Annotated in this window: 25 protein-coding genes; 20 read left to right on the top strand and 5 right to left on the bottom strand. The window is 45.4% G+C overall.

Annotated features, from left to right (window positions below):
• Nucleotides 1–80 precede the first annotated feature (80 nt).
• The 8 genes from BM299_RS04560 to BM299_RS20175 all read left to right on the top strand — a co-directional run bounded on the left by BM299_RS04560 (nt 81) and on the right by BM299_RS20175 (nt 7670).
• Nucleotides 81–1091, top strand: a complete 1011-nt coding sequence (locus BM299_RS04560; RefSeq protein ID WP_092482283.1) for a LacI family DNA-binding transcriptional regulator — start codon at nt 81–83, stop codon at nt 1089–1091.
• Between the two features lie 27 nt (nt 1092–1118).
• Nucleotides 1119–2072: a TAXI family TRAP transporter solute-binding subunit gene (locus tag BM299_RS04565; protein ID WP_165608175.1), complete on the top strand. Its 954-nt coding sequence runs from the start codon at nt 1119–1121 to the stop codon at nt 2070–2072.
• 1 nt (nt 2073) lies between these two features.
• Nucleotides 2074–3972: a TRAP transporter permease gene (locus tag BM299_RS04570; RefSeq protein WP_092482285.1), complete on the top strand. Its 1899-nt coding sequence runs from the start codon at nt 2074–2076 to the stop codon at nt 3970–3972.
• A 1231-nt stretch (nt 3973–5203) separates the two neighbouring features.
• On the top strand, nt 5204–5848 hold the full coding sequence (locus BM299_RS04575) for a futalosine hydrolase (protein ID WP_092482318.1): 645 nt from the start codon (nt 5204–5206) through the stop codon (nt 5846–5848).
• Nucleotides 5845–6687 carry a 1,4-dihydroxy-6-naphtoate synthase gene (locus BM299_RS04580; RefSeq protein ID WP_092482286.1) on the top strand — a complete coding sequence of 281 codons (843 nt, stop codon included), beginning with the start codon at nt 5845–5847 and terminating at the stop codon, nt 6685–6687. The genes BM299_RS04575 and BM299_RS04580 overlap by 4 nt, the downstream gene beginning before the upstream one ends.
• 283 nt (nt 6688–6970) lie before the next feature.
• Nucleotides 6971–7360: a cytochrome c biogenesis ResB family protein gene (locus BM299_RS18815; RefSeq protein ID WP_165608176.1), complete on the top strand. Its 390-nt coding sequence runs from the start codon at nt 6971–6973 to the stop codon at nt 7358–7360.
• Entirely contained in the window at nt 7303–7545 is a 243-nt protein-coding gene (locus BM299_RS20395) for a cytochrome c biogenesis ResB family protein (RefSeq protein WP_165608177.1), read from the top strand. Before BM299_RS18815 ends, BM299_RS20395 begins: the two co-directional genes overlap by 58 nt.
• The gene (locus BM299_RS20175; protein WP_281246354.1) at nt 7545–7670 is read left to right on the top strand and encodes a hypothetical protein; all 126 of its coding nucleotides are present in this window, start codon (nt 7545–7547) and stop codon (nt 7668–7670) included. The genes BM299_RS20395 and BM299_RS20175 overlap by 1 nt, the downstream gene beginning before the upstream one ends.
• An 80-nt stretch (nt 7671–7750) precedes the next feature.
• Here BM299_RS20175 and BM299_RS19915 read toward each other — a convergent pair whose 3' ends face one another.
• Entirely contained in the window at nt 7751–8167 is a 417-nt protein-coding gene (locus tag BM299_RS19915) for a helix-turn-helix domain-containing protein (RefSeq protein ID WP_092482287.1), read from the bottom strand.
• A 234-nt stretch (nt 8168–8401) separates the two neighbouring features.
• Between BM299_RS19915 and BM299_RS20400 the strand changes: the two genes are divergently transcribed.
• From BM299_RS20400 to BM299_RS19230, 3 genes are all read left to right on the top strand, one after another.
• Nucleotides 8402–8626 (top strand): helix-turn-helix domain-containing protein, encoded by a 225-nt coding sequence (locus BM299_RS20400; RefSeq protein ID WP_092482288.1) that lies wholly within the window; start codon nt 8402–8404, stop codon nt 8624–8626.
• Nucleotides 8627–8733: 107 nt separating this feature from the next.
• Nucleotides 8734–8946: an aspartyl-phosphate phosphatase Spo0E family protein gene (locus tag BM299_RS04595; protein ID WP_165608178.1), complete on the top strand. Its 213-nt coding sequence runs from the start codon at nt 8734–8736 to the stop codon at nt 8944–8946.
• 117 nt (nt 8947–9063) lie between these two features.
• Nucleotides 9064–9237 carry a hypothetical protein gene (locus tag BM299_RS19230; protein WP_165608179.1) on the top strand — a complete coding sequence of 58 codons (174 nt, stop codon included), beginning with the start codon at nt 9064–9066 and terminating at the stop codon, nt 9235–9237.
• Nucleotides 9238–9304: 67 nt separating this feature from the next.
• Here the strand turns inward: BM299_RS19230 and hflX are convergent, their stop codons facing one another.
• The gene (gene hflX, locus BM299_RS04600) at nt 9305–11098 is read right to left on the bottom strand and encodes a GTPase HflX (RefSeq protein ID WP_092482290.1); all 1794 of its coding nucleotides are present in this window, start codon (nt 11096–11098) and stop codon (nt 9305–9307) included.
• Between the two features lie 101 nt (nt 11099–11199).
• Between hflX and BM299_RS04605 the strand changes: the two genes are divergently transcribed.
• A complete protein-coding gene (locus tag BM299_RS04605) occupies nt 11200–11841 on the top strand; it encodes a DVU0298 family protein (RefSeq protein WP_092482291.1) in 642 nt (213 codons plus the stop codon).
• Between the two features lie 20 nt (nt 11842–11861).
• Here the strand turns inward: BM299_RS04605 and BM299_RS19055 are convergent, their stop codons facing one another.
• Together BM299_RS19055 and BM299_RS04610 are read right to left on the bottom strand one after the other, a co-directional pair.
• Nucleotides 11862–12077 (bottom strand): hypothetical protein, encoded by a 216-nt coding sequence (locus tag BM299_RS19055; protein WP_131820604.1) that lies wholly within the window; start codon nt 12075–12077, stop codon nt 11862–11864.
• 78 nt (nt 12078–12155) lie between these two features.
• Nucleotides 12156–13193 (bottom strand): YkvI family membrane protein, encoded by a 1038-nt coding sequence (locus BM299_RS04610; protein ID WP_245779645.1) that lies wholly within the window; start codon nt 13191–13193, stop codon nt 12156–12158.
• 245 nt (nt 13194–13438) lie between these two features.
• Between BM299_RS04610 and hcp the strand changes: the two genes are divergently transcribed.
• From hcp to queE, 4 genes are all read left to right on the top strand, one after another.
• Nucleotides 13439–14722 carry a hydroxylamine reductase gene (gene hcp / locus BM299_RS04615; protein WP_092482292.1) on the top strand — a complete coding sequence of 428 codons (1284 nt, stop codon included), beginning with the start codon at nt 13439–13441 and terminating at the stop codon, nt 14720–14722.
• 220 nt (nt 14723–14942) lie between these two features.
• The gene (locus BM299_RS04620) at nt 14943–15359 is read left to right on the top strand and encodes a hypothetical protein (RefSeq protein WP_092482293.1); all 417 of its coding nucleotides are present in this window, start codon (nt 14943–14945) and stop codon (nt 15357–15359) included.
• Between the two features lie 249 nt (nt 15360–15608).
• Nucleotides 15609–16010 carry a 6-carboxytetrahydropterin synthase QueD gene (gene queD / locus BM299_RS04625; protein ID WP_092482294.1) on the top strand — a complete coding sequence of 134 codons (402 nt, stop codon included), beginning with the start codon at nt 15609–15611 and terminating at the stop codon, nt 16008–16010.
• A complete protein-coding gene (gene queE, locus BM299_RS04630) occupies nt 15988–16647 on the top strand; it encodes a 7-carboxy-7-deazaguanine synthase QueE (protein ID WP_165608180.1) in 660 nt (219 codons plus the stop codon). The genes queD and queE overlap by 23 nt, the downstream gene beginning before the upstream one ends.
• Before the next feature lie 13 nt (nt 16648–16660).
• Here queE and queC read toward each other — a convergent pair whose 3' ends face one another.
• The gene (gene queC, locus BM299_RS04635) at nt 16661–17350 is read right to left on the bottom strand and encodes a 7-cyano-7-deazaguanine synthase QueC (RefSeq protein ID WP_092482296.1); all 690 of its coding nucleotides are present in this window, start codon (nt 17348–17350) and stop codon (nt 16661–16663) included.
• A 221-nt stretch (nt 17351–17571) separates the two neighbouring features.
• On the opposite strand from queC, the gene BM299_RS04640 reads away from it, so the two are divergent.
• From BM299_RS04640 to BM299_RS04655, 4 genes are all read left to right on the top strand, one after another.
• Nucleotides 17572–18372 carry an ABC transporter substrate-binding protein gene (locus tag BM299_RS04640; protein ID WP_092482297.1) on the top strand — a complete coding sequence of 267 codons (801 nt, stop codon included), beginning with the start codon at nt 17572–17574 and terminating at the stop codon, nt 18370–18372.
• Between the two features lie 197 nt (nt 18373–18569).
• Nucleotides 18570–19199: an RAD55 family ATPase gene (locus BM299_RS04645; protein ID WP_092482298.1), complete on the top strand. Its 630-nt coding sequence runs from the start codon at nt 18570–18572 to the stop codon at nt 19197–19199.
• A gap of 83 nt (nt 19200–19282) precedes the next feature.
• Entirely contained in the window at nt 19283–19711 is a 429-nt protein-coding gene (locus tag BM299_RS04650; RefSeq protein WP_092482299.1) for a histidine kinase dimerization/phospho-acceptor domain-containing protein, read from the top strand.
• Nucleotides 19712–19779: 68 nt separating this feature from the next.
• On the top strand, nt 19780–20049 hold the full coding sequence (locus BM299_RS04655; RefSeq protein ID WP_092482300.1) for an alpha/beta-type small acid-soluble spore protein: 270 nt from the start codon (nt 19780–19782) through the stop codon (nt 20047–20049).
• Nucleotides 20050–20306: the final 257 nt, after the last annotated feature.

The raw sequence follows: 20306 nt of genomic DNA on the forward strand, positions 1-20306 counted from the left end.
TATAAAAAGGATTGTCTTTTTAAAATTTTAAAATAAAATAAAAAATAAGAAAAAAGATCAATTTTAAGGGTGGTAACCGAATGGGTGTAAATATAAAAGATATAGCAAAAGCCGCAGGAGTATCAACTGCAACGGTTTCCCGAGTTATCTCCGGAAAACCCGGGGTAGGCGAAGAAACAAAGAAAAAGATAAAACAGATCATCGAAGAAATGGGTTACCGCCCAAATTTGGGTGCAAGAGGATTAGCTAAAAGGCGGACTGGAAATATAGGGATTGTATCTCCAAGGCAAAGTAATATTGTCCTTGGCAATCCCTTTTTTATTAGCATCTTAGAGGGAGTTTCCCATGTATTGGATCAGCATGATTATAATATGGTGCTTTCATTTACGCTTTCTCAACAAAAACGATTACTGGAAACACATTCCGTGGATGGTATCTTGTTATTTGCCGCTAGAATAGGGGATCCCGTCTTAGAGTGGTTAGACGCATCAAAATTACCCACAGTTGTAATTGGCAGTTATCAGGACGAAAATGCCTATCCGAGTGTGCGGCCGGATGATGAAGGGGGAATCTATCAGGCGGTAAAATATTTGATCGCCAAGGGACATACCAGGATTTGTTTTGTAAATGGTCCCTTAAGTTCTATCAAAAGTATTCGCTGCCGGAACGGATATTTAAAAGCAATGGAGGAAGAGAAATTGGAAGTTACCTCTGAGCAGATTATTGAAGTTCCTGAATATGATGTTCTGGTAAGTCTAAAGACAATGAATCGGTTATTTAAAGAAGGAAAGTTTCAATCTACTGCAGTGGTATGTGCTTCGGATTATCTTGCACTGGGTGTAATGAAAGCAGCAATATCCAACGGGATTGCCATACCAAATGATCTATCATTGATAGGGTTTGGCGATGTGCCATTTGCAGAATTATCGCACCCATCCATAACCACCATGCATACGGATCTTAAAAAAATTGGTTCACAAGCTGCACAAATGCTGATTAACGAGATTAAAGGCAAGAAAATTAGAAAAAGAAATAGAGTTTTTCCAATGGAATTAGTTGAACGCCAGTCTGTTTGTGCCTTGAAACAATAATTAATAACCGAAAGCGAGGAATATATGATGATCTCCCGCAATATCAAGGTTTTATTCCTTGCACTCCTTATCCTCTCTCTAGTTGGATGTAGTGCAAATAAGGATGAATATGTAAATGTCGGGACAGCAGGAACAGGAGGAGCATATTATCCCATCGGGATAGCAATATCGGAGATTTTAACCAAAGATTTAGGGGTAAACTCAACAGCCCAAGTTACCGGGGGAGCGGTTGAAAACGTTACTCTCGTTAATAAAGGTGCGACTGAAATCGCTATTACCCAAAGTCCCATGGCATATGCAGGATTTAATGGCACCGCGCCATATGAAAGTAAAAATGATAATATCGCCACATTGTTTAATGGGCTTTCCAAAGGTGTGTTTCAGTTAGTGGTTTCAGAATCATCGGGAATTAATTCCGTCGCCGATCTCAAAGGGAAAAAGGTTGTATTAGGACCTTCCGGTGGTGGAGCTATTAACGTTATTACGGATATCCTCAGTGTGTATAACTTTTCTTTAGCTGATATCCAGCCTACGTATGTTTCATATAGTGAAGGAGTTTCAATGTTATCGGATAACAACGTGGATGCGGTCATAGTCCAATCTGCAGCACCTGCCGCCGCCATCAAAGAACTTGAAGCCTCTGGAAAAAAATTTGAATTAATTTCCATTGAACCGGAAAAAATTAACCAACTATTAGAGAAATTTGCTTATTTGGACCAAATTACTCTTCCTAAAGATATGTACGGAACAAATCAGGATATTAAAACGGTATATTTAACCAATATGATGATTGTAAAGAAAGATTTGGATGAGGATATGGTTTATAAGATCACCAAAGCAATCTTTGAGAACATAGAAAAAGTAAAGGAATCCCATCCCGCAGCAAAAGGATTTTCCTTAGAGGAAGCAGTTACCAGAACACCTATTCCGTTGCACCCCGGAGCAGCAAAATATTTTAAAGAAGTGGGAGTTTTAAAATAAGATGCTATCTTACATTCAGGCTCAAAAAATAGGGCGAATATTACTCATAATTAATTCAATATTTGCACTATATACTGCGGGATTTGGTTTATTATCCGCAACTGCTCAAAGGGGATTGCACTGGCTTTTTCTATCTGTTAGCTTATTTATTCTTTATCAATCGACGAGTAAGGAAAAACCCTTATGGGGTAAAAGGTTTTCCACCATATGGAATACCCTGGTTCTTTGCGGCGCTTTTTCCAGCGGGATCTATCTTCTTGCGGTTTGGCAAGATCGGGTCTTGAAAGTAGGGGCAACCCCTATTTGGGATACATTCATGGCAGTAGTTATGATCGTCGTTGTACTGGAAGCCACTCGAAAAACGACTGGGAAATTCTTGATGATTACAGCGCTGCTTTTTATTGCTTACTCCCTATTAGGGCCATATTTTCCAGCCCCTTTAGGGCATAGGGGGCAATCGCTAGAACGGTTAGTCAACTTTCTTTATTTTACAACAGAGGGTATTTTTGGGATTCCCATGGGGATATCAGCGACTTTTATTATCGTGTTTGTGCTATTTGGCTCTTTTTTGGAGAAATTTGGCGGTGGAAAATGGTTTATTGATATCTCGTATGCATTAACCGGCAGATTCCGAGCCGGGCCGGCCAAAACTGCAGTGATTTCCAGCGGGTTGATGGGAATGTTATCCGGAGCTCCGGTTGCAAATGTTGCCACTACCGGGACATTTACCATACCATTAATGAAGAAGGTAGGGTTTAAATCACATTTAGCCGGGGCAATCGAGGCGGTTGCTTCCACCGGCGGGATGATTACTCCTCCTATTATGGGAGCAGGTGCCTTTATTATGGCCGAGTATTTAAATATTCCTTATACGGAAGTTGCGGCAGCAGCTATTATTCCTGCATTTCTCTTTTACTTTTCTTTAATGCTTGGTATTGATTCCAAAGCTGTTAAGGAAGGTATCGTTGGAATAGAGGCCAAGCAGCTTCCCAAAATAAGCGATACCATTAAAAAACGGGGACACCTGGCCATTCCTTTAATATCCCTTATTGGAATGATCTTAATTGGTTGGAGTCCGATGAAGGCTGCGTTCTGGTCTACTATATTGTCTATCTTAATCGCTTATGTTAGTCCAAAAACGCGGCCTAATATGGAGAAGATTTTGCAAGCGCTGGAAAATGGATCAAAAGAAGTAATTTCTATAGCTGCAGCTTGTGCCAGTGCAGGTATTATCGTAGGGGTTATCGCAATAACCGGTCTTGGAGCAAAAATATCCTATACCTTGATTGAGCTTTCAAACGGAAGTATAATTATTGCTTTAATACTAACCGCGATCATCTCGATTATTCTGGGATTTGGCATGCCACCAACAGCAGTCTACATTATTTTGGTATCCATTCTCGTACCGCCCCTTGTAGAGTTGGGGGTTATGCCAATAGCGGCGCATATGTTTCTATTCTTCTTCTCTACAATTGCTGCCTTAACACCACCTGTGGCTATTACCTCATATGCGGCAGCAGCAATTGCTAAAGCCAACCCTAACAGGACAGGCGTTGCTTCTTTCCGGTTAGGCATATTAGCTTATATTATCCCGTTTATGTTTGTCTTTTCACCAAGTTTACTGTTGGTGGGAACACCGGAAACCATTACCCTTTCTATCTTAACTTCTACCATAGGGGTCTGTTGCTTGGTTGCCGGGATGGAAGGCTTTCTATTTTTTAAATGGGGTTGGATAACCAGAGTACTACTGGCAATCTCGGCGTTTCTCTTTATAGATGGCGGTTGGGTTACGGATGTTACTGCTTTAACTGGAGTGATGATTGCATTTCTGATCCAATATTTTATGGGAATAAAAAGGAACAGAAAAGTAATGTTAAATACACAGAAAAAGTTTTTATAATGCGGTTATTTCTCGCCGTGAAGTCTCCGTCCTTAAGTAAAAAAGGGGCAGTAATTACTGGCGTGATTGTTTTTCTTGTTAGTATTGAAGGGAACCATTAATTTTTTAGTTCTCCAGTTACGGTAGCTCAGGGGAAAGGCATGCGGTAGCGCAACGGGATACGTGTATAACACGGGACAAAGGGAAAAGTATCTTGTCCCACCAAGCTTTATTGGAACTAATTATAAAATTGGAACATCATATTAAATAATGCTTGCACCGGCTTACCCGTTGAAAGCAAGCAATAAGTTATTACATAAAAAGCAGATAAGGATTTTCTACCTGTCAGATAATGCGGTCATAGTCTATATCTAGCAAGATGAGTATTTCCGTATGTTGCCAGCGATCCAGAGTTTCCGGTTGAATTTTCTACCTTGCGATATGTTAAAGCCTGAGTTAGATTTTTTTTAAATAAAACGACAATTCTAATTTATATTATATCTTACACTATGCAGTGGGACAGGGTACCTGCCCCAGTGCATAGTGCTGGAAAGAAAGTTTTGTGCCCATCTCGTCTAGGTTTATCCTGCGGAGTTACAAGGCACACCAGGGGCTTTCTTCTTTTGGTGGGCGTTTCAGCATAGCATCTCCAGGATGCCTATTTTATTTTAAGCCTTGCTTTGGGCGATTTCTCTTTCGTTTTTGCTCTATTATGTGTTGTTCCGTAATAACTGACATATGAAAACGATTCCGGTCTCCGGCACCAACCCATTTCATAACTCCCCGGACCCTTTTCAGCGGGACCGGGGTTGTTCTTTTTTCTGAGTATTAACCTTTCCCTTTCCTTGCTGCCGAATGGATCAGGCCAAAATATTACATAAACAAGTCCTTCTTGGGGATCCAGTTCCAAACGGCGGATAAAATAAAAAAATTATTTAATTTCGAGTGGTACTCAAAAAAAGCCGATTTTCCTTAAAAAAAAGGATTATGGGCATGATATACGATTCGGAGAACTCAAACGCTGCGGAAACCTATTACCGGAACCGTACCGGGCCGAATTTTTAGCTGAGATTGAAAGGTGTGCTATACTCCGTTCGGAGACAAAAAGGATATTGGTCTAAACCATAACTTTTAATGATAAAATAAAAACTAAATGCAACACATGGTTAACAATATCAAGGAGAAAAAAATGGATCTGCTTACAAACGAAAAAAATCCGAATATTACAAATCCCCGCAAGTGGGAGCCGGGAATGCGTGTCCTTGTATTGACCGCTGTCTCGGCGGAGAGGGAAGCGGTGTTGCGTGGGCTGCGCGGCGATAGAAGGTTTGACGTATTAATTGTGGGTGTCGGCCCGGTATCGGCCGCTGTCAACACGGCAAAGGCGCTGGTAACTAATGATTACGGCTTGGTTGTGAGCGCGGGTATTGGCGGAGGCTTTCCTGGTAAGGCTGAGGTAGGCTCTCTGGTGGTGGCGAACGAGATCGTCGCTGCCGACCTGGGAGTGGAGACCTCTGAGGGTTTTAGTAGTTTGGATGAGTTGGGATTTGGGCCCACCCGTATCCAGGTAGATGCTAGCTTAGTGAACAGTGTTGTGGAGGCACTGACTGCGGCCAAGTTTCCGGTTGAAATTGGCCCTGTGCTCACCGTATCAACGGTGACGGGAACTGCTGAGAGTGCCGCAGAACTGGCCGCGCGGGTGCCGGGCGCTACCGCCGAGGCTATGGAAGGGTATGGCGTGGCTTTCGCAGCAACTAACGATCTCGGTATACCAATTTTGGAGCTCCGGGCCATTTCAAACCTGGTCGGCCCACGTGACCGGGCTGCATGGCGCATCAAAGAAGCTCTGGATATTCTGGAGTCAGCTAGCTCAGTATTATTGGAGGTGCTACCATGAAAATTGCCTTCTCTCCTTGCCCCAACGACACGTTTATTTTTCATGCTTTGGTGCACAGGCTAATACCCGGTGCGCCGGAATTTGATGTCACCTATGCAGATATCGACATTACGAACAGCTTGGCAGCTAGCTTTGACGGGCCGGAGGTGGTCAAGATTTCCTATGCGGCGCTACCCTGGGTGTTATCCCAGTATGCGCTACTTCCTTGCGGTGGGGCGTTGGGTAGAGGATGCGGGCCACTGGTACTGATGTCAAAGAAAGCAGGCGGCACTAACGACCCAGCGGTGCTTACTGGTAGACGGGTGGCGGTACCTAGCGAGCGTTCAACCGCCTATTTACTGTTTCGGCTATGGGCAGCTCAACATGTACCGGGTGGCGTGGGCGAGATTGTGATTCTCCCATTTCATGAGATTATGCCGGCGGTGCGCGATGGTAAGGTTGATGCAGGCCTGGTAATTCACGAGGCACGCTTTACTTATCCTGCGTATGGGCTAACTCTTTTGGCTGACTTGGGCAGCTGGTGGGAGGCCGATACCAGCTTGCCAATTCCGCTGGGAGCGATCATTGCTCGCCGGTCACTGGATCTACCTGCGATTGCCGATTGGATTCGGGCATCGGTAAAATACGCCTGGACACATCCGGAGGCGTCACAGGATTACGTGCTAAGCCACGCCCAGGAGATGTCTCCTGAAATAGTAAAAGCGCACATTAACCTTTATGTAAACGAATTCAGCGAAAATTTAGGCGAGGTAGGCTATGAGGCGGTAACCACCCTGCTCAGCCGGGCTTCGCAAGAAGGGCTAGTACCTAAGGTAGACTTGGCAGCGCTGAGAATATAAAAATTTTTTTATTGATTAATATCTTTAGCAACGCTCAAGAAAAATATTGATGCCGTTTCAAGCAAATACTTACTTACTGACGAAAGCCACCCACTGGGGGCGGCTTCGTCAGTAGAAACTTAACTATCCTGGCAATTAAAACCTCGTCAAACGGATATCGTGTGCATGCAGGGCGAAGGGAAAACCGTTGTACTCATAGGCAGCCAGAGCCGGTTGCTTGGTTTGATAGCTGTAGCTGATCAGCCCAAGGCTAACGCGTTAATCAATCAGTTCGATGGAATCCGTGGGCAAGCAGTTTTTCTTCCTGCTCAATGATAGCCCGTTTAATATCCTTCTCTTTTCTTCCATGCGCTTTGGAATTGCCCTGATTTTGGTTTTTTCCGGGGTGCTGGCACTGGCTACAATTCTGTCGTCCACCTCCGGGAGCGGTGGTATTTACAGCTCAACGTGGTTTATTCTAATTGTTGGTTTATTGTGCATGAATCTAATTATTTGTACAATTAACCGGGTCAATATGCTCATTAACTCGACAATTCCAGAACCTTATATTAAAAAAACGATCCTGGCGTTATGCCTTTGGGATACTGCAGAACAGTGGTCGCGGACAGCTCCTCAATGGAAAATGATGTATCCCGCTTTTTCCGTTCCCGGGGCTATGGGATTAAGAAAATAGGGGAACAGGAGACGACTTTTTTTTACATAAGCAAGGGTAATTTAGGCCCTTGGTGTAGCCTGGTGCTACACTTGTCTCTGGTTATTATCGTGGCCGGTGTTTTATGGGGCGAGATGATATACCTTAAATTTATAAGACAAAATCTATTTATTTGCCTTCCATATGGACCGGTACCAACGAGGTAATGTCCGTGATAACCGCGCACGAGTGGTACCGTGAGTATCATAAGGCTCAAGAGTCTCGTCGTGAGCGGGACTACGAAATGGATGCTCCCGAAGCCGGTGCGGTAGATGAAAAAATATATGGATAAATTATCGCAACTGGGTCGTTAAAAAATCGTTTAGCCGGGTTGGGACAAGACGTTCCGGTCCGGTTTTTATGTTTATATATTTATATGTTTTTTGATTTGGATTCTTCATCCTCAACCATTTTTATATACCGGATTACCCGGCGTATTGATTCGGGTGATAACCGGCGAATTTGTTTAAAAAGAAGTTGCAGGTCTTCTCTTTGATTGATTTCTTTTAGATATTCATAAATCTGTAATTCTTCACAAACAACATTTTCATTTCTTATTTTAAAAGTTCCATAAGTTTTGGTTAAAAATGCTGTATCTTCTACCAATTCAGAGAAAGAAATATCTAAGGCCTTAACCAGAGATTGAATAGTGTCCAGTGATGGTTTACTACGACCTGATTCGATATCAGCGATAAAGGAATGAGATACATGAGCAAGTTTACCCAGGGTTCGGAGAGATAATCCTTTCTGTTTTCGAAAGTATTTCAATCGAGCGCCTATTTCGTTCATAAAATTACAACTCCTGTTCGTTATTGCCGTACAACACTAATTATACATAATATTATGCAAACAGTAGAAGCATTACGGCGGTCGTATTTAGCGACCGCAATATTTTTGGATTGGCCTAGGATGAAAAAGAATTCCTTAGATTTTAAAATGTAATTGATCGATGTGGCCGACCGAATGCATTTACAAATGGTCGTTGATGACATACACTTAAATATATGAAGGGGGCAGGAAAACATGATTGGTTTAAAGATTAAACAATTGCGTGAACAACAAAACTTTTCATTGCGCAGATTGGCCCAAATTACGGGACTATCGCACGGGTTCCTGTGTGATATTGAACATGGACGATGTAACCCGTCTATCAAAACTTTGACAATAATAGCTAATGCACTGAGAGTAAAACCGGAATTTATATTAAGTAATTTGGATACCGTAGGAACAAACAAGAAAATACTTTAACCAATTAGTTATATTTTAACAATAAAAGGAAGTATTGTTAAATGTTAAATCTGTTACCTTAATTTTATATTACCTTGCCATCCCATTTTACAGGAGGTATTTTTGTTGTGGAGATAAACAAAATTGAAACATTGGAAAAAATAGAAAAGTTGCGCCTGGAACTCTATAAACTGTTTGAATCTTATACAAGCCAGGAAGCGCTTGAGATCAGCCGAGAGTTGGATTTTCATATCGTATCTTTTCAAAAAAATATTTTTGTAACCAACGGTCAAAGGCCGTTTTATCAGAAAGCGTATGGGTTACCGGGTGAAGGGTATTGACTTAAGGGATTGCGGGATAACCTTTTTTTTAAATACATAGCACAACAGAACTTGAGATACTACTAAACATAAATATAATTAAAGGTTAGTATATATTTGGACTGAGGTGGTTGGGAGATGAACAATGAAGGGACCTGGGAAGTGGTATGGATTCAGCCCTTTACCGGCAGCCAGCAGGTTATACACAGTGGTTTGGATTACCGGGAAGCGCTGGACAGGAAGTCCGAGTATGATAACAACATGACAGGTTTTGGGGGCGCTGTAATTGTACGTGGCGCCATGAAAAGTTAAGCCGCCCGGCAAGGGCGGCTATGTTTTTTGGTCAACACATGCCTAATGTGTCTTTGTGTACCCGTGTTCAGTGTGGCTTGATGAACGGGGCAATGGCGGTCCGGAGGGATTCGTCCACGGCTGCTTCCACCCAGATGCCGTCTTCGGTGTAATGTTCTTGATAAACCGCCCCCTCTCTGTGCAGCAGGGCCACCAGGTCGGTCCGGTCATAGGGTAGCTTCCCCCGCAATATTCTCCGGGGTTGATGGGTATATTCAGCAATTAATTTTCTCAAATATTCCAGTCCCGCACCTGTTCTGGCGGAAACCCTGACAACCCTGTGGGGACAGGAGAATTCAACTTCTTCCAGCAGTACGGAATCAACCGGGCGGTCCGTTTTGTTAAAAACCAGTATGGTCTTTTTGTCGTGCGCGCCCAGATCTTTTAAAACCGAATTTACCGCCGCGATTTGCTCTTGCAGACGATCATGGTCCGCGTCAACCACGTGCAATAGCAGGTCCGCTTCCGTAACCTCTTCCAGGGTGGCCCGAAAGGCCGCCACCAAGTGGTGTGGTAATTTACGGATAAATCCCACCGTATCCGTTAAAAGCACTTCCCGGTTATCGGGCAGTTGCAGGAGGCGGGTGGTGGGGTCCAGGGTGGCAAACAACCTGTTGGCCGTTAATACCCCTGCCCCGGTCAGGGCGTTGAGCAAGGTACTCTTGCCGGCGTTGGTATACCCCACCAGTGCTATAACCGGGATGGCGGCCTCCCGGCGGTTTTGCCGGTGCTGCCGGCGGTGCCGGCGCACTTGCTCCAGCGCGCGGGTCAGGTCATCAATGCGGCGCCGAATGTGCCGGCGGTCCGTTTCCAGCTTGGTTTCGCCGGGCCCCCTGGTGCCTATGCCGCCGCCCAACCGGGACAGGACCACGCCCAGGCCGGTAAGGCGGGGCAGCAAATAGCGTAGTTGGGCCAGTTCCACCTGCAGCTTGCCCTCTTTGGTTTGCGCCCGCTGGGCGAAAATATCCAGGATTAAAGCTGTTCGGTCTATGACGCGGCAGCCGATGGCGTTTTGCAGGTTACGGGCCTGCGTGGGGGTCAGTTCATCGTCAAATATTACCAGGTCCGCTGCCAGGCGCTGTCTGAGCAGCGCCAGTTCCTCCACCTTGCCCCGCCCGATAAAGTAAGTTGTATCAGGCCGGTTTCTTTGCTGTACGACCCGCGCCACGGTCAAAGCGCCGGCGGTGTCTGCCAACTGGGCCAGTTCGTCCAGGGATTCATTGCTTTCTATGGTTACCAGTATGGCTCGCTCCGCATGGCGGTGTTCACCGGTTTGTATCGAAGACGGGGGGGTGATTCCGGTTTCGATTTCCTGGATCAGCGGCAAGATTGGGAACCCGCTCATTTCTTGTTCGGACATGGGGCCAAAGGTTTGAAAGGCGCGGGTTAAAACACCGTCCTGCGGATCCAGGCAGGCCATATAGGCCTCCTTAATTTTTCCATCCCGTACTCCCAAAGCCACCATCAGGTCCAGGCGCATATCCAGAAGGGCGGCGTAATCTACCGGGCTCAGCGCTCCGCTTCCCGAAGGGTGAGTATGGATGCAGCGCAAACCGGACAGTCGGAATTCTCCGCGGCGCCTGTCCCGGGCTTGGAGGGGCGCAGTGGCAAAATCACCCGCGCCCACGGATACCACATGACCGCCCCTATCCACGAAAACCACCAGTTCGCGCTGGCAGTCCCAGGATATGGCGGCCAGTAGACGGGCTATTTCCATAGATATGATATTGTTTTTATCTACGGTATAACTATAAATGCTTTGCAATAAAGCGAGATCGTTTTTTTTGATCCCCCGGGTGTTGCCATATACAGTTTTAGCCAAACTGATCCCTTCCCGTTTTTTTCTGTTATTATCAGTTTAGCATACTTGCTGCCTGCCATGAAGCGGCCGAATGCGTTAAAATAACCTGTGGGGGGGAGATAATGATGAATCAGGCATCCAAACAGGAGTTTGTTAAATTGCTTGAGGAACGAAAGTTCATTAAAATAGCTGAACTGGTAATCCAAAAGCGGGGGACTGTCAGGTACTTAAAAAGGCTTTTATACAGTACGGAAACACTTTTGCGCTGGCGGGCCATTGAGGCAATGGGGGTGGTGGTGGATAAATTGGCTGAATCGGATCCCGAGGGGGCCAGAAATATTATTCGCTCCTTGTTCTGGTCCATTAACGACGAATCCGGTGGTATCGGTTGGAGCGCCCCGGAATGCATGGGCGAGATTATATACCGCCGGCCGATACAGTTTAAAGAATTTGCTTCCATTATCCTTTCGTTTACTGATGAAGAAATGTTGCGGCGGGGAGTGGTATGGGCGGCCGGTAGGATTGCTCAGGCCTCACCCGACCTGGTGCGGGCAGCGGTACCCGAGATGCTGGCGTTTTTATCCGATCCCGACCCGGTGCTGCGGGGTTATGTTCTCCGGTTTTTATTTATTATCGGGGAAAAGCTGGATAACCGTTACCGGCACCTGCTGGATGACCGGAGCACCGTTCCTTTATATGAAGACGGTGTATTGCGGGAAACCACTGTCGCTGAACTTGCCGTACGACTTTTACCGGAAAAATGAGGGGTGGCGAATACCACCCCTCATTTTTTGTCTATCATGTCCGCTACTTTTTCCTTTACCAGTTCACCCAGGCTCATTCCGGCCCCTTTGCGGTCGTCCCATGGTTTGGGCGGGTTTTCCCGGCCCGGCAGTCGATGCGGTGTTTTCGGTTCTATATTTAAATCCTCGATCCCGGCCGTCATGTAATCGCCTGTAACTCCATAGGAGCGGGGTTTATTTGTGCGTTTGTTTGGCAAAACAATCACCTCGTTTATGAAATTAAGCAGTGCCGGCGTGCTGCGCTATCACCTGCCCGCTTGCGGTGTTCCCTTGCTTTATTCCCTTTTATAGGCCGGTTGGGCGATCAGGTGTTCCTTGGCGTACCCGTACAACAGCCCACCCAGCATTAACAACCCCGCGTAGCCCACTGCAGGGTAAAGTACGCGTACCAGAGTGGAGAAACCAAACTGGCTGGCAGCGAAAGCCACAATGCCGGTACCGATGACCAGCCACTTGAACAAGGGCTTGCCTTGGTCCGTAATTCTTTCGGCAAACCCGTAGAGGCTGCCCACGGCGGTCGTATAGATTTCCGCCAGCAGCACCACGCTGTAAGCAATTTGAATCAACGGTGAGAACTGGGCAGCCACAAATACCATGGGCACTTCGTACCCCGCAACCTCGGGTATCCTCGACAGCATGGTCAAATTGATGGCCAGGGCGCCGATGCCCAGGCCGATACCTCCCAACAATGCTCCTTTTTGTAAAGTCTTCGGATTGTTCACATGTTTGCCCAGCGGGGCCAGTACGGAAACGCCCAGCACCAGGTTATAGGAAACGTAAGTGATGGCCGACAGGGGCCAGGAGGGCACGGCAGCCCGGGCCGCCCGGGCCCAATCGGTGACTTCCCCCGGGTTGAGGGGTGATGTAACCAACGTTGCAACGGTAATGCCCAGCACGGAAACCAGCAAAGCGGGCACCACAAAACTGATGGCGTTGATCACGCCTGATATACCCAGCAGCACGGTCAGCATGGTAATGATCACCATTACCAGGCTGCCCAGTATAAACGGCAGGCCGAATTGTTCTTCGAATATGGCCCCGGCCCCGGCCGCCATGGCGGTTAACGCACCAAATAAAAAGAACGTGATGACACCGTCAATGACTGTGCCGAGCCAGCGCCCACCGGCATACTGAATGACTTCCCGATGGGAATCGGCATTCAACCGGCGGCCCAGTTCCAGTATCACCAGTCCGAAGAAGACAAATAACAAGGCGGCCACCAATAAGCCGAAAATGCCGGTGATACCAAAAAAACTAAAAAACTGTAGCACTTCCTGGCCGGATGCGAATCCCGCGCCGACTACGGTCCCCATATAAACCGCCGCTACTTTTAATGTTGAAATATTGTTAGTTGTCGTTTTCATGTAGGATATTTTGGTCAAAGCGCTTTCATTATACACCCGGTAATTGTTTCCGCATTAAGGGGTGTGATAAATCTAAAACTTATGGTGTGAGATAAATCATAGTACGGTCAAAAATTTTCCTGTAAAGTATAATCAACCAATAAACAACCGAGCAATAAATAGGATTATCAATAATAAAAAGGAGGAAGATAGTAATGTTTTGTTACCAGTGTGAACAAACTGCCGGCGGAACCGGCTGCACCAAAGTGGGGGTTTGCGGCAAGAATGAGGATGTGGCCAGCCTGCAGGACGCCCTGCTTATCGGGCTGAAAGGTGTTGCGGCCTATTCTTTTCACGCCAGGGAACTGGGCGCCCGGGATGAGCAAGTAGATGCCTTTATGCATGACGCTCTCTTTACCACCCTGACCAACGTCAATTTTGACCTGAACAACCACGTGGAAAAAGTGCTGCAGTGTGGCGAGATGAACCTGCGGGCCATGGAATTGCTGGATAAGGCAAATGTATCCCAGTTTGGTTCACCTGAACCGACACAAGTATCCACCGGATTCAAACCCGGCCCGGCTATTCTCATCACCGGCCACGACCTGCTGGACCTTTACGAACTGCTGAAGCAGGCCGAAGCCGAAGGGGTCAATGTCTATACCCACGGGGAAATGCTGCCGGCCCATGCTTATCCGGAACTGAAGAAATTCAAAAACCTGGTGGGCCACTACGGCTCCGCCTGGCAGAACCAGAAGAAAGAATTTGACGAATTCCCCGGCGCCATCCTGGGTACTACCAACTGTGTCCTGGTACCGAAGGAAACCTACAAAGATCGCATGTTCACCTGCGGCATTGCCAGGCTGCCGGGCGTAACCCATATTGAAAACAGGGACTTTTCGGCGGTAATTGAAAAGGCTAAGTCCCTGCCGCCCCTGCCGGAGAAAGAAGGCGGCGCGCTGACCACCGGATTCCACCACAATTTTGTGCTGTCCATAGCCGACAAGGTGATCGAGGCTGTCAAAGCCGGTAAAATACGTCACATTTTCCTGGTGGGCGGTTGCGAGGGCGCCAAGGCATCTCGCAGTTACTACACCGAATTTGTCAAGCAGGTGCCCGAAGACTGCCTGATTCTCACCCTGGGTTGCGGCAAATACCGCTTCAATTACCTGGACTTTGGTGATATTGACGGCATTCCGCGCCTGCTGGACATGGGGCAGTGCAACAACGCCTATTCGGCGATTCAGGTGGCCGTCGCCCTGGCCAAGGCCTTCAATTGCGACGTCAACGACCTGCCACTGAGCCTGGTGCTGTCCTGGTTTGAACAAAAGGCCGTATCCATCCTGTTTACACTGTTGCACCTGGGCATCAAGAATATCCGCATCGGCCCTTCGGCCCCGGCGTTCCTGACGCCTAACGTGCTGGGCGTTATCCAGGAGAATTACAACCTGAAGCTGATCACCACGCCGGAACAGGATCTCAAGGAAATTCTCGGCTGATAATTACCGGCTGAATAATCAAAACCAATAGAACCCCGACGGGCGGGGTTCTATTGGTTTTGTATTGCTGCAAAAATATGAATAAGTTAACTGCGTTGTGTTGTTGGAAAGCGGAGCGGCCTTCAGTCGCTCTTTTTTAGTAATTACAGTTAATTGAAATAAGTATATTTAACAGCAGATTATAAATAATAATCTTGAAAAAATAGAAGGAGGTTGAACTATGTATCATAATCAGACCAATCCGTTTATCCAGCATGCCGTGCGCCACGGGATGATGATTGTGGGCGAGGTCAACAGGACCGTCGGCGTTTCCCGGAACCTGATTGCGGCCTGCGATGAGGTTATCATGTCTTTAAATGCCGGGAACATGCAAGGGGCGTTTAATGCGGCGCAAAACGCCAGAAACCTGGCGGCTGAGATAGCCCAGGCCACCGGTCAAATGAATCAAACCATCAGTGAGCGCATAGAAATGGCTTCCTATGTTTTAAACCGCGTGCAGCAGCATATCAACGAGTTGGCCAGTGCCCTGCAGAGCATGAGGAATAGTGAATTAACTTATAGTTATACCGTGGGTGTCTCCCCGAACCCGCAATATGGTACCACGATGTCATATCGGGAGACGGGAACGTATATGTAAAACGGCACGTTAAAGGTGGCGCCGGTTTTTACCGGCGCCTGCTTATTTTAAAGCAAATTTTTTCTTGAAAGTGTACAAGCTAAAATTATTTTTTATCTTGACCTGTTATATAATTTCAGTGTTTTGGAATCTTATCATAATTGAAGGTTATCAAAGTTCCTTGTTGAATAATTAATATATTTGACAAAATAAAAAAAGAAATACTTGCTATTTTTATGGAATTAAGGCTATAACATAGTGACAGAAAGGATGAAGTATCTGTTGGCACCTCAAAACATTGCGTCAATTACTAAGGTATTTACCTTTAACAGCGCGCACTCCCTTCCAAATTATCCAGGGCACTGCAAGAACGTTCACGGTCACACCTATAGATTAGAAGTTACCATACGTGGTCCGGTTAATACGGAAACGGGCATGGTGATGGACTTCTATGATCTAAAGAGCCTGGTAAAAGAACATATCATCAAAAAATTGGATCACTGCTACCTTAATGATGTTTTACCCTATATACCCACTGCAGAAAACATAGCAATCTGGATTTGCCGTTCATTGCAGAATAAGGTGCCAACATTATATAAGATAAAGCTTTGGGAGACACCTACGAGTTGTGTGGAGGTTTATGTTACAGATGTCCAGACTTCCAGTATGTGAAATTTTTGGACCCACTATCCAAGGCGAAGGCCTATACTCCGGGCACCGCACCATGTTTATTAGAATGGCGGGATGTGACTACAGGTGCTCATGGTGTGATACCCAATATGCCCAAAGTGTAAGCCAGGCGCAACAGTTATTAAGTGAAGAAGAAATTGTCCATTTAGTAAATAAGCGTTCCTGTGGAGGTTCACGTCGAGTCACTGTTACAGGCGGGAATCCATGTATCCATGATTTGGACAAACTTATCGGCCTGCTTCACCAGGAAAATTACGTAATACATATTGAGACCCAGGGGTCAATAATACCACCATGGCTTTATAATGCGGACCATGTATGTTTATCTCCCAAGCCGCCAAGCTCCGGGAACGTTACACCTGTCTCAGCCTTCGACAAGTTTATGCACAGTGATACATCCAAAGAGCTTAAGCTGGTAGTTGGTACGGAGGAAGACTATATTTACGCCAAACAAATATATAAGCAGTATCCTTCCTACCCTTTTACTTTGCAGGCCTGTACAAAGGAGGACCCTTTACCGGTTTTGAAGTGGCTTATCGAATATGCCACCGCGGACCCTGATTGGGGAGATAATGTGAAGGTCCTACCCCAGCTTCATGTGCTGATTGGTATTAAGTAAAAAAGTATATCTTTCAATCTTTGATTTCATATTCAATGGGGTCCTGAATCCCTGCCTCCCTGAAGCCTTTCAGCCTGAGCCTGCAGGAATCGCATTTGCCGCAGGCTTTTTCCCCACCTAAATAGCAGCTTGTGGTAAGGTGCAGGGGAGCGCCGTTTTTTACCCCAACTTTAATGATTTCACCTTTTGTTAAGGATATTAGAGGTGTGGCAATTTTTATGGGCATATTTTTGTCTGATGCTGCCGTTCCTAAGTTTACCGCTTCCTGGAAGGCCTGTATAAACCGGGGGCGGCAATCGGGATATCCCGAATAGTCCAATGCGTTAACCCCAATGTAAATCTTTTCAGCTTGTATTGCCTCGGCATAGCCCACAGCCATTGATAAGAAAACGGCATTTCTGAAAGGGACATAAGTTACGGGAATGTCCTCTTGCATTTGCTCTACAGATCTGTCCGTAGGCACGTCGATGTTATAAGATGTCAGGGCACTTGCGCCAATTTCCCTGAAAAATCCAATATCTAAAATAAGGTGTTTGTTACACCTGTAAAATTCTGCAACTTTTTTAGCCTGCTCAACTTCTCTGCTGTGGCGTTGCCCATAGGAAAATGTTATTGGGAAAATTTTATACCCGTCTTGCTTTGCCACTGACATGCATACAGTGCTATCGAGACCTCCTGATAATACTACAACTGCTTTTTTCAATCGCAATTTCCTCCGCTTAAAATTTATTTACCCACGAAATTATAGGATTTTATCTATAGTATAAATAAGTTTATAGTATCCAGGAATATTACTTTAAAGCTAAATAAAAATGTTTTCCTTGCCAAGATAAAGGAGTTCTACCTTTTTGTAAGTGAACCCTTTTTTATTGCCGTCAAAAATTTTCAGATTATCATAAGACTATAATTGGGAGTGATTTTTTTATGCGCATTGTTTCACTGGTACCTTCCCATACAGAAATACTGTTTGCCCTGGGCCTTGGGGATCATGTGGTCGGGGTTACTGAACACTGTGATTACCCGTCTGCCGTTTTGCAAATAAAAAAAATTGGTACTTTTGCCTGCCCGGAGCCTGCCAGGATAGTGTCCTTACGACCCGACCTTGTCCTTGCCGGCGGAAGAATGCATAGTAGCTGTGTGGCGGAGTTGCGCCGGGCAGGTGTTCAGGTTTTTGACTTTGAGCCCCGCACGGTCAGCGAAGTTTTTGAGGCGATGGAAAAAATAATGGAGTTAACGAAACAAGGTGAATCAGGTAGGTTATTAATTTTTGAGCTACGGGATAGGCTTGTGAGGATTAAAGAAAAATCTAAAAATCTTCAGCGCCCAAGGGTAATATTTATCATGGGCGAGAATAAATTAATGACCCCCGGCCCGGCATCCTGCCAATACGACGCCCTTTGTATCTTGGGAGCCGCTCCTATTCCGGTTGCTGAAAATATTTCTTATGTCTCTATTACCTGGGAAGAAATAATTGGCTATAACCCGGAAATTATTTTATCCTGTGGCAGCGCCCCTGGTGAACCAATTAAAAAAAGATGTCCGGGCTGCAACCTGATAAACCGTCCCTGTGTGCGGGACGTTAAGAGCATTTTAAACAATCCCTTACTAAAAAATGTGATAGCAACCCAAACAGGGCGTGTATACACTATCCCCTGCCACTTTCTGTGTCGGACCGGCCCGCGGCTTATCAATGGGATGGAGCAGCTGGCGCAATTGTTTTGCTGATGACGGTGAACTGGAAAATCTTTATAACACAAGAGTCATTTGATTGGCCGGTTCCGCCGCCATTTCGTTACGAAATTCTTGCAGAGCAGCTTGCAACATTTAAAAAAATGAGGAAAATTATGCATAATTTGGCAGGATTCCTTATGCATAATTTCGAATATTAGTACCAGGAGTCAAAGGAAGGGGGGGAAAGTTTCTTGGATAAAGTACGTACCGGAATTAATGGCTTTGATGAACTTGTATATGGCGGGATTGTACGAGGCAATTCGGTTTTAATAGAAGGGGTTCCCGGTGCGGGTAAAACCACTTTTGGTATAGAGTTTGTATACCGGGGAATTACGCAATTTAACGAGCCGGGGGTAATTATTACTTGTGAGGAATTGCCCGAGTCAATATATCGTGATGCTCTGAACTTTGGTTGGAATCTGCAGAGCTTGGAAAAGGCTGATAAGCTGCGTATTTTGTGTACATCTCCGGAAGTATTAGCTAACGCGGAAATAAACCTTGTTGAAGAGATCGTTAACGAAGTTGGTGCTAAGCGAATTGTGTTTGACAGCATTAGCCACTTTAGAAACATCGTGGATAACCCTCTTGCACTGCGTAAGACTGTGTATAGCTTTTGCAGCGGGTTACGCCGTTTGGGACTAACATCCTTTCTGGTTAAAGAGCGGGAAATCAACCGGACACTATCCAGGCTGGCCGGACTTGAGTATGAGGAAGTTTTAGGTCGACCACTCCAGGATTTTCTAAATGGTTCAAGAACAGGCTTTAGTAAGCTGTTGCAAACCCTTTCTACAGGCAAGGAATTCCAAGATCTAAAGCCTTAGGCCGTGCTTCCTGTAATTGATTCAATGCCTATTGGGTAAATACATATCAAATTACAGATGAAAGCGGTACCACAATAGGAGCCATGGCAGTCTTTATACCGGTGGGACGGCAGCAAGAATTGGAGAACGCGATTATTAAAGCAGAAAAGCTGGCTATTTTAGGCCAACTGGCTGCAGTAGCAGTACACGAAATTAGGAACCCGCTTACAACTATCAATGGTTTTTTGCAATTACTACAGAAGGACTTACAAGGAACGCCCAAGGAAGAGTATTTAAGCATTATGTTATCCGAGCTGAAACACGTCAACAGGCTTATTTCAGAATTTTTACACTTAGCTCGACCAGGTTATTCGAAACGTACCCATTGTTCTATTAATAAATTAATAAGAGAAGTATTAATCTTGGTGGAAAGCGAAGCGTCAATCCATAATCTAGAAATTATTCTTGAGACATCAACTAATATTCCCCCCATCCTTGCAGATGATGAACAAATTCATAGAACCACTTTTTGAAATTGTGTATAATCATGTCAGTATAATAACTTTAAAAAAGCACACTATAATATTGGAGGTGAATCACATTGGCAAAAGAATTTCTTAACCCTTTAAAGTTTTCTGTGATTCAGGAACTCCCGGAATTTAGTGGCGTTGATAACGAGTACGAGTATCAAAACAGGTTAAACAACTTTAAATATGAAGTGGCGCAAGAAGTTGGCATTCCTTTGAAAATAGGTTACAACGGCGATTTAAAATCTAAAGATGCCGGTGTTATCGGCGGGCATATCGGTGGTAAAATCGGCGGCCATATGGTCAGGGAAATGATCAGGGCTTTCGAGGCATCTTTAACGTAAATCCTACAAAGAGTATGGTAAAAAATAAAGCCGGGCATGGTTTAAAATCCATGTTCGGCTTAAATTTTCGCTGTCAATCATTGTTTAATTATCCCGGATGCCCTGTCTTTTTGATATATTATGTTTAACTAACAAAAGATAAATCAGTAAATTTAAGTAGGTTGTGGATATGCAAAGTTTTGGGAAAGATTTTTTTTCACTGATACCGGAAAATTTGTTCTCTGTTTTTAGTCGAAGTCTTAAAGAAGTGTATGTTG

Origin of the sequence: Desulfoscipio geothermicus DSM 3669 (genome assembly GCF_900115975.1) — a bacterium.
In the GTDB taxonomy this organism is placed as follows: domain Bacteria; phylum Bacillota; class Desulfotomaculia; order Desulfotomaculales; family Desulfallaceae; genus Desulfoscipio; species Desulfoscipio geothermicus.